The organism is Streptomyces sp. NPDC003284 (assembly GCF_053589675.1).
The window spans coordinates 30,087-43,805 of record NZ_JBSFSI010000026.1; the positions used below are offsets into that span (position 1 = coordinate 30,087).

The 13,719-nt window shown below is 72.1% G+C and carries 6 protein-coding genes; 4 read left to right on the plus strand and 2 right to left on the minus strand.

The features are described from left to right. Positions 1-157 precede the first annotated feature (157 nt). Both ACWDYF_RS33705 and ACWDYF_RS33710 read right to left on the minus strand, forming a co-directional pair. The gene (locus tag ACWDYF_RS33705) at positions 158-3,370 is read right to left on the minus strand and encodes a DUF5010 domain-containing protein (protein ID WP_389473462.1); all 3,213 of its coding nucleotides are present in this window, start codon (positions 3,368-3,370) and stop codon (positions 158-160) included. A 41-nt stretch (positions 3,371-3,411) separates the two neighbouring features. Then, positions 3,412-8,271, minus strand: a complete 4,860-nt coding sequence (locus tag ACWDYF_RS33710; protein ID WP_389473460.1) for a ricin-type beta-trefoil lectin domain protein — start codon at positions 8,269-8,271, stop codon at positions 3,412-3,414. Positions 8,272-8,531: 260 nt separating this feature from the next. On the opposite strand from ACWDYF_RS33710, the gene ACWDYF_RS33715 reads away from it, so the two are divergent. The 4 genes from ACWDYF_RS33715 to ACWDYF_RS33730 all read left to right on the plus strand — a co-directional run bounded on the left by ACWDYF_RS33715 (position 8,532) and on the right by ACWDYF_RS33730 (position 13,531). Further along, positions 8,532-10,025: a S53 family peptidase gene (locus ACWDYF_RS33715; RefSeq protein WP_389473458.1), complete on the plus strand. Its 1,494-nt coding sequence runs from the start codon at positions 8,532-8,534 to the stop codon at positions 10,023-10,025. 320 nt (positions 10,026-10,345) lie between these two features. Continuing rightward, a complete protein-coding gene (gene cseB / locus ACWDYF_RS33720; protein WP_381741997.1) occupies positions 10,346-11,092 on the plus strand; it encodes a two-component system response regulator CseB in 747 nt (248 codons plus the stop codon). Between the two features lies 1 nt (position 11,093). Beyond that, positions 11,094-12,341: an ATP-binding protein gene (locus ACWDYF_RS33725; RefSeq protein ID WP_389473455.1), complete on the plus strand. Its 1,248-nt coding sequence runs from the start codon at positions 11,094-11,096 to the stop codon at positions 12,339-12,341. A gap of 167 nt (positions 12,342-12,508) precedes the next feature. Further along, complete coding sequence (locus ACWDYF_RS33730) at positions 12,509-13,531, plus strand: D-alanyl-D-alanine carboxypeptidase family protein (RefSeq protein WP_389473453.1); 1,023 nt, start codon at positions 12,509-12,511, stop codon at positions 13,529-13,531. Positions 13,532-13,719 lie beyond the last annotated feature (188 nt).

Sequence of the window (13,719 nt, forward strand, 5' to 3'; positions counted from 1 at the left end):
CCTCGCTTTGGACTGTTCGGTCCACCCATCATGCGCCCACAAGAATGGACCGTCAAGTTCAGACTTCGCTGGGACCGGAAAAACACGTGTGAAGTAACGCACGGCGCCCCCGGGAACACCTGGATGTTCCCGGGGGCGCCACGAGCGGACAGGTTTCTCAGACGGGGAGCTTCCAGAGCTGGTTGTCGGAGGCCGCACAGGTCCAGATCTGGAGCTTGGTGCCATTGGCCGAGCTGGGACCGGTCGCGTCCAGGCACTTGCCCGACTGCGTACCGGCCAGCGTGCCGTTCGCCTGCGCCTGCCACTTCTGCGAGGCGGCACCCGAACAGGTCGCGAGCTGCACCGCCGTACCGTTGGCCGTGCCGGAACCCGCCACCGTCATGCACTTGCCCAGCGCCCGCAGCGTCCCGTCGGCGGCCGCCGTCCAGGACTGCGCACTGTCGGAACCACAGGTGTTCAGCTGCACCGCCGTACCGTTCGCCGTGGTGCCACCGGTCACCTCGGCACACTTGCCGCCGTACCCGCTGACCACACCGGCCGGACGCGACGACGGCACACCCCAGATCTGATTGTCGGAGGCCGCACACGCCCAGATCTGGAGCTTCGTGCCATTGGCCGAACTCGGACCGGTCGCGTCCAGGCACTTAGCGGACTGCGTGGCGACCAGCGTCCCGTTCGCCTGCGCCTGCCACTTCTGCGACGCCGCACCCGAACACGACGACGACTGCACCGCCGTGCCGTTCGCCGTGGCGCCACCGGCCACGGTCATGCACTTGCCCTGAGCCCGCAGCGTCCCGTCAGCGGCCACCGTCCAGGACTGCGACGCCGCCGAACCGCACGTGTTGAGCTGCACAGCGGCGCCCTCCGCCCCGGCCTCCACGCACTTGCCGTTGTACCCGGCGATGCGGCCGGACGGTCCCGCCGCCGAAGTACCCGCCGGAACCTTCCACTTCTGGCCCACGTCACCGGGGTTGCACTCCCAGATGATCAGCGGATTGCCGTCCGCCGTGCTCCCGTCCGCGTCCTCCAGGCAGTAGCCGGACTTGGCGTTGACGAGGTAGCCGTTGGCCGCATCCACCGACCACTGCTGCTCCTTGGAGCCGTCGCACGAGGCGATCTGGACCCGCGTCCCGTTGGCCGTTCCGCCGTTCTCCGTGGTGAGGCACTTGCCGAGGACCCGCACGGAGGAGTCGGGAGCGACCGTCCAGGTCTGGGTGCCGGTGGTGGCACAGGTGTTCAGGACCGCCCGGGTGCCGTCGGCCACGCTGCCCCCGGCGAGGTCCACACACTTGCCGCCGATCCCGGTGACCGGACCGGTCGGGCCCACGGGCGCGGGGGCCACGGGCGCGGCGATCGTGGTCGCTGTCCAGTAGTTCGCGTTCAGCGAGCCGGCCGGGAACTCCAGGCGCACCGTGTGGTGCGTACCGGCCGGGAGCTGGAAGGTGCCCGCGTCGACGGTGGTGTACTTCTGCCAGTCACCCGTGCCGGGGACGTCGACGGTGGGTCCCGCCGTGCCGTCCACCACGAAGCGGACCTGGGCGCCGGTGTTCGGCGTGGCCACCCGGGCGGAGAGCTTCACCGTGCCCTGGAGGGGCCGGCTGTTCCAGGTCAGGGACTCGCCGGGGGCGATGTCGCCGACGTTCCAGCCGCCGCCGGTGTCGCCGGTGGGCTGGACGTCGATGTCACCGCTGCGGTAGGTGTCCCAGGTGCTGCCCGGGGTGGCCCCGGCGAACGCGTCCGCCGTCTCCGCCTCGGTCCGGTACTCCTTGGGGAAGGGGTCCGTGGAGTAGCTGCGCAGGGTGTCGATCATCTGGTTGGGGTAGTCGGTCAGCCGCTCCGCGTACGTGCCGTCGGCCGTACGCGCCAGCATCGCGTTCTCCTCCCAGTCCGTGAAGCCCTCGACCAGGGTGAGATCGGCCCCGGCGTTGACCGTGGCGTCCAGGGTGCCGCTCAGCTTCCTGCCGTGGTCCGGGTCCATGATCATGCTCACGTCGCTGTTGACGACGCGGAAACCGGGCGTCGCGACGCCGTACGCGCGGCCGTTCAGCGCGGCGGACCGGCCGGTGAGCACCCGGAAGCCGTCCACGGTGACCGGCGCGGTGGACTTGTTCACCACCTTGATGGTGTGGGTGCCGTCCGTCAGTCCGGACTTCTCGAAGACGGCCTGCTGCGTCTTCGGCGCGCTCCCGGTGTTCAGCTTCACCGTCACGGGCGCCTGCCCGTCGACGGACACATCGACGCTGCCCTGGTCCGGTGCGGTACGGGCGAGGTACTGGACGCCGGTCCCGATGAAGGAGTACGTGACGGACGCGCCCGCCACCGTGGAGGACTGGTAGGTGTTCTTGTAGTCGCCCGCCCCGTCGGAGGTCCGGTAGTCCCAGCCGTCGCCGAACGCCAACTGGCCGTTGTCGATGATCGGTTGGTACGTGGCGTTGGAGGAACCCCTGGGCAGCTCGAACCAGTTGTTGATGCCGTCGATCTGCGAGACGACACTCGGGTCGCGGTCCGGCCAGCTGCTGTCGACCACGTAGTACGGGTCGACGCCGAACTCCGCCCTGGCACGCGAGCGGGCGTACTGGAGCAGCTTGGACAGGTTGCCGTTGCCCTGGTTGCTGAACGCGAAGTCGTTGACCGACCACTCGTAGACCAGCGGGCGGCCGTCGACCTTGTAGAGCATGTCGTCCGGGATGCGGGAGAAGAACTCACGCTGGTTGTTGTCCCAGAAGTACTGGTAGCCGCCTTCTCCGGTGCCGTTCGCGTCACCGATGTCGAAGGGCGGTGAGTAGCCGCCGGTGTGGTGCACGGCCCGGTTCTTCTTGTCGGTGAGGGTGGCGGGCGTGTCGTCCAGCGCCGCGATCTTCAGCCGGTCCGCGACACCGCGCCGCTTGATGGCGTCGACCAGCGGGGTGAGCGCCCTCGGGTCGCCCGCGCCGTCCGGGACGGCGTTGCCGGGCCCGAAGCCGCGCAGGTCGACGGCGACGAAGTCGACGCCCGCCGTGGTGAGTTCCTCGACGTAGTTGTCCCAGAAGGAGTCCGGGTCGGACGCCTTCGGCTGGTACATCGGCCGGTTGTAGTTGTGGTTGACCGGCTGCTCGTAGGGGCCGCCCGCCATGGTGATGTCGGAGAACCCGAACGTCACCCCCAGCGCGCCGTTCTTGCCGGGGACCCGGCCGGGCAGGACCGTCCCGCCGTCCACGACGACCGGGGTGTCGGCGGCGGCGCGGCCCGCCCCGGCGGGTGCGGCCTGGGCCGTCACCGGGCCCAGGGCGGCCGAGGCGAGCGCGGTCAGTGCGGTCAGGCCGAGCGCGAACGCCGTGCGGCCCTGGTGTCCGGGCACGGATCTGTGCCGTGAGAACACGTGGTTCCTCATCTCATACGGTGTGGGAAGTCTGTCGATGCGCTACGGGTGTGTCAGGCGGGGAGCTTCCAGAGCTGGTTGTCGGAGGCCGCGCAGGTCCAGATCTGGAGCTTGGTGCCATTGGCCGAGCTGGGACCGGTCGCGTCCAGGCACTTGCCCGACTGCGTACCGGCCAGCGTCCCGTTCGCCTGCGCCTGCCACTTCTGCCCGGCGGCACCCGAACAGGTCGCGAGCTGCACCGCCGTACCGTTGGCCGTGCCGGAACCCGCCACGGTCATGCACTTGCCCAGCGCCCGCAGCGTCCCGTCGGCGGCCACCGTCCAGGACTGCGCACTGCCCGTCCCGCACACGTTGAGCTGCACGGCGGTACCGTTCGCCGAGGCCGAACCCGCCACCTCGGCGCACTTGCCGCCGTACCCGCTGACCACACCGGACGGACGCGACGACGGCACACCCCAGATCTGGTTGTCCGAAGCCGCACACGCCCAGATCTGGAGCTTCGTGCCATTGGCCGAACTCGGACCGGTCGCGTCCAGGCACTTGCCCGACTGCGTACCGACCAGCGTGCCGTTCGCCTGCGCCTGCCACTTCTGCGACGCCGCACCCGAACAGGCCGACGACTGCACCGCCGTACCGTCCCCGGTACCGCCGCCCGCCACCGTCATGCACTTACCCAGCGCCCGGAGCGTCCCGTCAGCGGCCACCGTCCAGGACTGCGACGCCGCCGAACCGCACGTGTTGAGCTGCACAGCGGCGCCCTCCGCCCCGGCCTCCACGCACTTGCCGTTGTATCCCGCCACGCGCCCCGAGGGACCCGAGGCCGAAGTGCCGGTCGGCACCTGCCACTTCTGGCCCACGTCACCGGGGTTGCACGCCCAGATGATCAGCGGATTGCCGTCCGCCGTGCTGCCGTCCGCGTCCTCCAGGCAGTAGCCGGACTTGGCGTTGACGAGGTAGCCGGTGGCCGAATCCACCGACCATTGCTGCTCCTTGGAGCCGTCGCAGTAGTCCAGGACGACGCGGGTGCCGTTGCCGGTGCCGCCGTTCTCGGTGGTCATGCACTTGCCCTGGTTCCACAGGGACTTGTCGGCGCCGAGTGCCCACTGCTGGGAGGCGTTCTGGTTGCAGGAGCGCAGGACGACCTGCACTCCGGCGGCGGGCCCGGCGGCCAGGTCGACGCACTTGGAGCCGATGCCGGTGATGTGGCCGACGGGTCCGTCCGGCTGCGGGGCCGGGGTGTGGACGGTGCCGCCGATGGCCATCGCGAAGACATGGCCCTGGGGCGCGCCGGTGCTCGGGTCCTCCGAGGCGGGCAGCACGACGGCCTGGACGGTCTTGCCCGCGGCCAGGGGCACCTTGGTGGTGAAGAGGCTGACCTTCTGGTTCTGCCTGCCCTCGCTGTTGTTGATGTACGGGAAGGAGGACAGCAGGTCGCTGCCCTGGGCCACGTTGGTGCCGTCCCACCAGTCGGAGAAGCTGAGGCCGTACTGCTGGGTCGTGCCGTCGGTGTAGACGATGGTGCCGACGCCCTGGTGGGGGCCGCTGGTGCCGCTGCCGACGAAGCCGAGTTCGCTGCCCGAGCCGGACAGGGCGACCGCCTGGCCCCGGGTGTCGATGGCGTCGGGGCTGCCCGCCGGGACGTCGGGCCACTGGTAGGCCAGTCCGGCGTGGGTGAAGGACGTGCCGGGGGCGAGGCCCTCGGCGGCCAGGGCCTGGGCGGAGAAGCTGAAGCCGCCGCCGTCGTACTTGCCGGGCCTGGTGTTGCCGTCGTCGGTGACACCGACGTTGCTGTACGCGGCCTTCTGGCTGGCGAAGGGCACCCGGAGGGTGGCGGCGGCCGTGTAGGAACCGGCGGTGTGGACGGCGGTCGCGGTCAGCGGGGTGTTGCCGGGCGCCGCGCCCGAGGGAGCGGTGACGCGCCAGGTCGTCGTCACGGTGGTTCCGGCGGCGACGCTGCTGAAGGTGGCCGGGGTGGTGGCCTGCACGGTCCAGCCCGAGGGGGCGGGCACGGACACGGTGACGCCGGTGAGCGCCGCGCCGGTGCCGTTGGTGAGCGTGGTGGTCGCCTCGGCCGTCCGGCCGGGCTGGATCACCGGAGCGGTCTTCAGGGCGAGGACGTCCTTGACGACCATCACCATGGAGCCGGTGACGCCGCCCACGGTGACCTTGATGGTGGTGACGCCGTCGGACGCCGCGCTGACCACGCCCGAGGAGCTGACCGTGGCCACGGTCGGGTCGCTGCTGGCGTACTGGACGGTGGTCTTGGACAGGTCCGTGAAGGTCTGGTCGTTGTTGACCGCCTCGACGATGTCGTCAGCCGTGATCGAGGTGTCCCGCTGTTCCTTGGCGGGGTCGGTGTCATCCTTGATCCACGGGTTCTTCTTCGTCAGGTCGAGGGTCTCGCCCGCGTGGAAGACGACCCGTCCGGGCTGAACGGTGACGGTGCGCACCTTGGGGGTGAGGGTGCCGGTGATGTTCACCGTGGCGGTGCTCCGCACGGTCGCGGAGTCGGAGGCCACGCGCAGCGCCCAGGCGCCGGGGAACACGGTCTGCCGGGACGTCGCCGGGTTCCAGACGCTCAGGTCCGCGGCGGCCACCGGCAGGGTGACGTGGATCTTCTCGCCGGGGGCGAGGACTCCGGTGTTCTTGAAGCCGACGAGGCGCTGCCTGGGCAGTGTCACACCGGAGACGGTGAAGGTGTTGGCGGCGTAGAGCTGGGCGACGGTGGCGCCGGGGGTGTCGCCGGTGTTGGTGACGTCGAAGGAGACGTTCACCGTGCCGTCGGCGGTGATGGCCGACTTGTCCACCTGTGCGGCGGAGTAGGTGAAGCCGGTGTAGCTGAGCCCGTAGCCGAACGGGTAGGTGGGGGTGCCGGTGAAGTACTGGTAGGTCTGGCCCTTGCCGTCGCTCTGCGCGGGTGTGAGGCCGTAGTTGTTCTTGCCGGTGAGCTGGGTGTCGTCCTTGTACCAGGTGAAGGTGAGGTGGCCCTGCGGGTTCTGCTTGCCGAACAGGACGTCGGCGAGCGCGGTGCCCTGGCTCTGGCCGTTGTAGCTGCTGAAGAGGATGGCGGCGGCCTTGGACTGCCGGGCGGCGATGTCCACGGCGCCCACGGCCTGGAGGTCGAGGACGGTGTTCGGGTTGCCGAGCGCGGCGACCTGGTCGATCAGGGCGTTCTGGTTGCCGGGCAGGGCGAGGCTCTTGCGGTCCTTGCCCTCGGAGGCGGTGTCCTGGTCGGTGCCGGCCACGACGACGACCAGGTCGGCGGCCTTGACGGCGGCCTGGGTGGCGGCGCTGAGCGTGATCGCGCCGGTGCCGGTGGTGCTGCTGCCGGCCGCGTCGTAGAGGACGGACGCGCCCGGGTTGGCGGCCTTCAGCGCGTCGGTGATGCCCTGCCGCATGGAGACCTGCTGCGCGGGGGCGTTGCCGTAGCTGCCGAGGCTGACCGTGTCGGCGAGCGTGCCGAGGACGACGACCTTGCTGACGGAGGCGGCCTTCAGCGGCAGCAGGGGGCGGCCGGTCGCGGCCAGGGTGCCGTTCTTCAGCAGCACCATGGAGGCGTCGGCGGCCTTGGCGGCGAGGGCCTTGTGGTCGGCGCTTTGGATGACGGACTTGTCGATGGAGGTGTAGGGCACACTGCCGGCCGGGTCGAACTCGCCGGTCCTCATGCGGACGGTGAACACCTTCACCAGCGCGGTGTCGATGACACCCTCGTCGAGCAGGCCCGCGCGTACGGCCTCCAGGACGTTGGCGGTGGTCATCTCCTCGCCGCTGCAATTGAGGTCGTTGCCCGACCTGAGGGCCATGGCCTGGCCGCCGGCCGGGGCGCGGACCTCGTCGCCCGTCCTGCCGTTGATCCACAGCGGGTTGCCGTGCGAGCCGTTGGTGGTGAAGGGCGCGGGCGCCCAGTCGTGGCCCTCGTCGGGCAGTTTGTAGGTGGTGCCGACGCCGCCGCAGTCGGAGGTGGTGAAACCGCCGAACCCGTAGGTGCGCTGGGCGAGTTCGTTGTTGGTGTAGGTGTTGGCGACGGCCGGGGTGCCGTTGATCGCGTTGTACGAGGTCATCAGACCGGCGACATGTGCCTCGCCGATCAGGCTCGCGAACTGCTTGGTGTAGTAGTCGCGCAGCTGGCTGTCGTCGACGTCGGAGCTGATGCCGGTGCGGCCGTCCTCGACGTTGTTGAGGGCGTAGTGCTTGGCGGTGGCGGCGGCCTTGAGGTAGCCGTTGAGGGAGGTGCCGTCGGGCTTCTGGCCCTGGAAGCCGTCGACGAACTGGCCGCCCAGCTCGGCCTGGAGATAGGGGTCCTCGCCGTACGACTCGTCGTGCCGTCCCCACAGCGGGTCGCGGTCGTTGTTGACGGTCGGGGCGAAGTAGGTGAGGGCGCCGTAGTTGTCCGCCGAGGAGCCGAGGTTGTTCTGGCCGGTGCCGAACAGCGACTTGTCCAGGAAGCCGCGTGCCTCGTCGGAGATCGCCGAGCCTTCCTGGTACTGGAGTTCGGGGTCCCAGGCCATGGAGGTGGCGAGGCTGGTCGGGAAGCCGGTGGCCTTGATGGGCCAGGAGCCGCCGTCGCCGACGTTCTTGCCGTTGCCGAGGGCCTGGATGCCGTGCAGGGCCTCGTTCCAGTACGTGTAACCCTGGACGCCCAGGGCCGGGATGGCGGGCGCGTCGTTGGTGATGAGCTGGCGGATCTTCTGGTCCAGCGTCATCCGGGCGACGAGGTCGGCCGCGCGTTCCTCGAAGGAGTACCGGGTGTCCTGGTAGACCGGGGTGGCGCGGGCGGCCTGGTCGGTGACGGTCGGGCGGGCGAGGGGAGCCGCCGTGGCGTCGGAGGCGGCCAGGGTGAGGGCGACAACAGCCGTGGCGAGGACCGCGGTCCGTCTGCCGCGGCGGTGCGGATGGCGTCTGGGACGGTGCATGTGTGTCTCTCTCCGGAGGTGCGGTGGCCGATCGGCCACCGTGCACCTTGTCACATGTGGTCCACCCCGGGCGCATGTTTCCGGGTCACATGTCGACAAGCGTTCCGCTGGGGATGTGTGTGGTCTCGAACCGGTGTCGGAAAGGCGTGCGTTCGGCTGAACCCTGCGACGGGGCCGGTCCGTTGTGACGAGTGGAGGAGCTGTCGTCGCCCGCGGCCTGTTCCGTACGAGTCGTTCAACCGTAGTCCGAGGAGGACGGCATGAGCCCGTCGTCGCAGTCCCGTCCCGTCGAACTGGTGTTGACGGTCCGTCGCCGCCGACAGCTCCCGGACCATCTCGTGGCGGGGCCCGCGACGCTGTCCCGGGACGAGCTGGCCGCCGGGTACGGCGCCGACCCGGCGGACATCGCGCTGGCCCGCTCGGTGCTGGAGCGCGCGGGCCTCCGGGTCACCGAGTCCGACGCGGCCTCCCGCCGGGTGGTCGTGCGGGGTGAACCGGCTCTCGTGGACGAGGTCTTCGGCACCGGGACGGGCCGCCACGACGACGGCCGGACGCACCCGCGGCCGCCGGCCGAACTGGGTGAGGTGGTCCGCGCGGTCGTCGGTCCGGGCACCCGGCCGCTCGCCACCCCGCTGTTCCGCTCCACGCCCGGACAGCCCCAGCTCTCCTACACCCCGCCCGAGCTGGGCAGCCTCTACGGCTTCCCGGAAGGCACCGACGGCTCCGGTCAGGTGCTCGCCGTGGTCACCGTCGACGGCGGCTGGCGCCGGACCGACCTGGACGCCTACTTCGCCGGGCTGGGGCTGCGCACACCGGACATCCGCGCGGTCGGGGTCGGCGGTGCGGCGAACTCCCCGGGCCCGGCCGACGCACCGCCCTCCCCCGCGGACATCGAGGCGGCCCTCGACATCCAGGTCGCCGGTGCCCTCGCCCCCGGGGCCCGCCTGGTCCACTACTTCGCGCCCAACACCGGCAGCGGCATCCTCGACACCCTGCGGGCCGCCGTGCACGCCACGCCGACGCCCACCGTCATAAGCCTCAGCTGGGGCTCCTCGGAGCAGGTCAACCCGCCGGACTTCGTGACGGCGGTGGAGGACCTGTTCCAGGAGGCCGCCGCCCTGGGCATCACCGTGTGCGCGGCGGCCGGCGACGCGGGCAGCGGCAACGGGGAGGGGGACGGCGGCGCGCACGTGAACTACCCGGCCTCCAGTCCGCATGTGCTGGCGGTGGGCGGCACCACACTCGTCGCCGACCCGGCCGACGGCGCCGTCCGGGCCGAGACGACCTGGAACGCGGGCGCGGCCCGCGCCACCGGCGGCGGGGTCAGCGCGCTGTTCCCGCGGCCCGGCTGGCAGGAGCACGCCGGGGTGCCGGACCGGTTCGGGGAGGGCGGTACCGGCCGCGGGGTCCCGGACGTCGCGGCCGACGCGGACGGCGGCACCGGCTACCAGGTGCTGATCAACGGCAGGTCCGTCGTCGTCGGCGGCACCAGCCCGGCCGCCCCGCTGTGGGCGGCCCTGGTCTGCCGCCTCGCCCAGGCACTGGGCCGGCCGCTCGGCCTGCTCCAGCCGCACCTCTACCGCGACCTCGTCCCCGGCAAGGTCCCGGCCGGATTCCGGGACGTGGTGAGCGGCGACAACGGCGCCTACGCGGCGGCACCCGGCTGGGACCCGAACACCGGGCTCGGCTCCCCCGACGGCACCGCCCTGCTCGACGTGCTGAGGTCACGCACCGCAGCGGGCCCCACGGCCTGACGCACCACCGGACGCCCGCCGTCCACCGCCCCGGCCCCGGCCCCGGCCCCGGCCCCGGCCCCGGCCCCGGCCGTGGTGTACCAGGGTGGCGGCGCGCCGGGACCATACCGGGTGGGCGGCAGCGAGCAGGACCGGTTCCCGGTGCCCGGTGCCCGTGGCGTCCGTACTGCTGCGCGCGGACGGTCCGTACGGGGTGGCACCGGTGCCGGTGTCACTGCGCGTGACGGGCCCCCGGTCCGCCGAGGGCCGGAGGAACGGCATGATGGAACGGCCCGCACCCCCGCCGGGTGCGGGCCGCACCTACGTCCGGATGGAAGAACATGTCTGTTGCACCGGCCGCCGGGAGCGGCGAAACCCCGGTCACCCTGCTGCTCGTCGAGGACGACGAGGTGATCCGGCGGTCCGTCACCCTCGCCCTGGAGCGCTACGGGTACCGGGTCCACGCGGCCGCGGACGGCCTGAGCGGTCTCGAACTGTTCCGGGAGGGCGGCCACGACCTGCTGCTGCTCGATGTGATGCTGCCCGGCCTCGACGGCATCGGGCTGTGCCGCCGGGTGCGGGAGAGCAGTACGGTGCCGATCCTGATGATGTCCGCGCGCGGGGACGCGCTGGACGTCGTCTCCGGTCTGGAGGCGGGTGCCGACGACTACGTCGTCAAACCCGTGGACACCGCCGTCCTGGTGGCGCGCATCCGCTCGCTGCTGCGGCGTGCCGCCTTCGCCGCGCCCGTCGGGGCGGCGGCGCCGGACCCGGCGGACGCGGCCGGGTCCGGAGACGGTGCCCGGCTGCTCTTCGGGGACCTGACCGTCGACACCGCGGGCCTGGAGGTGCGGCGCGGCGGCGAACCGGTCGCCCTGGCGCCGACCGAGCTGCGCCTGCTGCTGGAGTTCGCCGCACACCCCGGTGTGGTGCTCGACCGGCAGACACTGCTGCGCAATGTGTGGGACTACGGCTGGGACGGGGACAGCCGGGTCGTCGATCTGTGTGTGCAGCGGCTGCGCAAGAAGATCGGCGCCGACCGGATCGAGACGGTGCGCGGTTTCGGCTACAAGCTCCTGCGGCGCTGACATGGACACCTTGCGCTCGCTGCTCAACTGGCGTTCGCTGCGCTGGCGGATCGCCCTGCTGGTCTGCGTGGCCTGCTGCGCGGTTGCCCTGACCATCGGGCTGCTGGTGCACGCAAGCACCCGGGACCGCTCGCTGAACGAGGGCGCGGTCAAGGCGCGCAACGCGCTGTCCCTCGCCCTGGAGCGGTACGGACGCGACGGCACGGACAGGGATCTGTCGGCGGGCAGTGCCCTGCCCGACGAGCTGCTGAGCCGGCTGCGGGACCAGCGGTCGGACGACCCCGTGGCGACCTGGTACGACCCCACCCCGGTCAGGCCCAGGATGTGGGCGGGGCAGCTCTACCACGGGCAGCCGTACGCGGTGAACGTCGACATGACCCTCGACCTGCTGTCCCGCAACGCGCTGGACCGGCACATGTGGAAGTACTCGGCGCTCGCGCTGGCCGTGGTCGTCCCGCTGTCGGCGCTCGCCGCCGAGCTGCCCAACCGCAGGCTGCGCCGGGTGGCGCGGACCGCGCGCCGGATCTCGGCCGGTGACCTGGACGCGCGCACCGCGGCCGGGGGCGGCGGCCGGGGCGACGAGGTCACCGAGATCTCGGCCACCGTGGACGCCATGGCGGACAGTCTGCGCGACCGGCTGGAGACCGAGCAGCGCTTCACCGCCGATGTCGCCCATGAGCTGCGTACGCCGTTGATGGGCCTGGTCACCGCGAGCGGGCTGCTGCCCGAGGGCGAGGCGACCGACCTGGTGCGCGACCGGGTGGGGGTGCTGCGGACGCTGGTCGAGGAGCTGCTGGAGATCTCCCGGCTGGACGCGGGCGCCGAGCGGGCCGAGCTGCGGCCGGTGCCGCTGGCCGAGGTGGTCGCGGACTCACTGGCCCGGACCGGGCTCGCGGCGCGGTTCACGGCGGGCGCGGTGGCGCCGGTCGAGACGGATCCGCGGCGCCTGGACCGGATCGTCGCCAACCTGGTCGTCAACGCGCACCGGCACGGCCGGGCACCGGTCGAGGTCGAGGTGGCGGGCGCCACGGTGACGGTGCGCGACCACGGTGACGGCTTCCCCCGGGACCTGCTGGCGCACGGGCCGCAGCGGTTCCGCACCGGGGCCGCCGAACGCGGCCGGGGGCACGGGCTCGGGCTGACCATCGCGCTGGGCCAGGCCCGGGTTCTCGGCGCCTCGCTGGAGTTCGCGAACGCGCCCGGCGGCGGGGCGCTGGCCACGCTGCGGCTGCCCCCGGCCGGGGCCTGACCTGGCCCACCGGGTCAGGCCGCCGCCCTCGCCCGTGCCGGTCGATACAGAGCGGATACAAGGACGAGCGGCGGCGGAGACGGTATCTCGCTCTGCCGGAAAAACCGGCACCGCAAGGTGGTTGACGTGCGTGAACGTCGCGCGCTGCCCCTTGGAGGTGCGTTCCCATGTGCCCGGTCACCGTTCCCGGCGAGCCCGACCTGCGACCGGTGGGACCGCCGCCCGCCACCGGCCGGCGACGCTTCGGGGCCGCCTGCGCCGCGGGGGCGACGGCACTGGCCGCGCTCGTCGTGCTCGCCGTCGTCACCCGCGGCGGCGACGGGATCCAGGACGCCGGATCGGCCGGTCCCGCCGACAAGGCGTCCACGACGGCGTCGCTGCCCTGGCCCGGGGACGGGCAGACGAGCGTGTCCGTCGAGGGGGTCGGCGCGCTGGGCGACCTGGGTACGCGCGGCGCGCAGAAGCCGGTGCCGATCGCCAGTGTCACCAAGGTGATGACGGCGTACGTCGTGCTGCGCGGCCACCCGCTGGACGAGCACGGCACCGGTCCGGGGATCACCGTGGACCAACAGGCCGCGGACGAGTCGGTGTCCGGGATCGAGTCGACCACGCGGGTCGACGAGGGGCGTCGGCTGGACGAACGCAGGCTGCTGGAGCTGATGCTGATCCCCTCCGGGAACAACATCGCGCGGCTGCTGGCCCGTTGGGACGCGGGTTCCGAGGAGGCGTTCGTCGCCAAGATGAACAGGGCCGCCCGCGACCTGGGCATGCGCGACACCACGTACACCGACGCCAGCGGCATCGGTCCGGCCAACACCAGTACGTCCCAGGACCAGTTGAAGCTGGCCCGCGCGGCGATGCGGCAGGCGGCGATCCGCTCGGTGGTGGCCATGCGCTCCACGAGCGTGCCCGGCGTCCCCGGGGAGATCAAGAACACCAACACGCTGCTCGGCGAGAGCGGCGTGATCGGGCTGAAGACCGGGTCGAGCACCCCCGCGGGCGGCAACCTGATGTGGGCGGCGACCGCGCCCGACCGGGACGGTCACGAACGGCTGGTGCTGGGTGTCGTGCTGCACCAGCGGGCCGGCTCCAGCCCGCAGCAGGGCCTGGAGGCCGCGGTCAGCGCCAGCGGTTCGCTGGTCGCGGGCGTACGCGCCTGGGTGTCGGCCAACGTGCCGGGGAAGCGGTGAGAAGCGCCATGACGGTCTCGGTGAGCGCGTCCGAGACACCTTGCGCGTCGGACATCTCGGACACGGCGGATGCCGCAGATACCACGGACGCCACGGACGCCGCGGACGCCGCGGGCACTTCCGGCGCCGCGGAAGTCTCCCGCAGATGGCGGCGGGGCCGGATCGCCTCCGCCGCCGCCCTGCCGGTC